Genomic DNA, 664 nt, shown 5'->3' with positions numbered 1-664 from the left:
TAACTTAACAGTCGCGCAAGGCTCTGCAGAAGCACCCATTGATGAACAGCTGGTGGATGCGCGTGTCGACGCTGTGCTGGCGATGAAATTGTTGCTTGAAAACGAAGTAACAAGCAAAAACATCGATATCGAAACGGAAGATGGCGTGGTCATTTTGAGTGGCTCAGTGCCAACGCAGGCGGAAGCCGATCTCGCTATAGCAATCGCCAACAATACCTCTGGCGTCGAGAAGGTTGAGAGCAAACTTGAAGTCGAAAGTTAAACCGCCGCTGTCGTGTTTATAAAAGAGAAAAATCCAATATCAGTAATCAGGAGAAACAGCATGTCTATGACAGAGAAACTAAAAAATACGCTTCATGATCAAATTGAGTCTTGGGAGAAGCAACTCGATGAACAAAAAGCGAAGCTCAAAAAAGAGTACGCAGAGCACAAAGCTGCGGACTCTAGAGAAGCGCTTTTTGAAGACAGTAAGGAAAAAATAGAGGAAAAGGTGGAGCAGCTGAAGCGAAAAATCTCTGCTGCAAAATCTCAAATAGAAGAAATGGCTGACGCTTAAAGGCTCAGCGAAGGTATCGCGGAGAATCGCCTGCATGGGGTTCTCCGCCCTTCACCTGCCCTTCACCAGCCCTTACACCAACCTGTTTCCTGCGAACGACTAAACCAA

At 46.5% G+C, this 664-nt stretch carries 2 protein-coding genes; both read left to right on the top strand.

From position 1 onward, the window contains the following. Positions 1 to 262, top strand: a 262-nt coding sequence (locus tag A3750_RS22140; RefSeq protein WP_156498836.1) for a BON domain-containing protein, incomplete at its 5' end; no start/stop codon positions are given. 60 nt (positions 263 to 322) lie between these two features. Continuing rightward, positions 323 to 556, top strand: a complete 234-nt coding sequence (locus A3750_RS22135) for a hypothetical protein (protein WP_068521372.1) — start codon at positions 323 to 325, stop codon at positions 554 to 556. Positions 557 to 664: the final 108 nt, after the last annotated feature.

The sequence above is a fragment of the Oleiphilus sp. HI0079 genome (genome assembly GCF_001635105.1).
Note: the sequence above shows the minus strand (reverse complement) of the source record. Positions and strands in the feature narration are given on the sequence as shown.

What these genes read in the sequence shown, in the direction of transcription:
- A3750_RS22135 (WP_068521372.1), top strand. Translation starts at nt 323, where the DNA reads ATGTCTATGACAGAGAAACTAAAAAATACGCTTCATGATCAAATTGAG.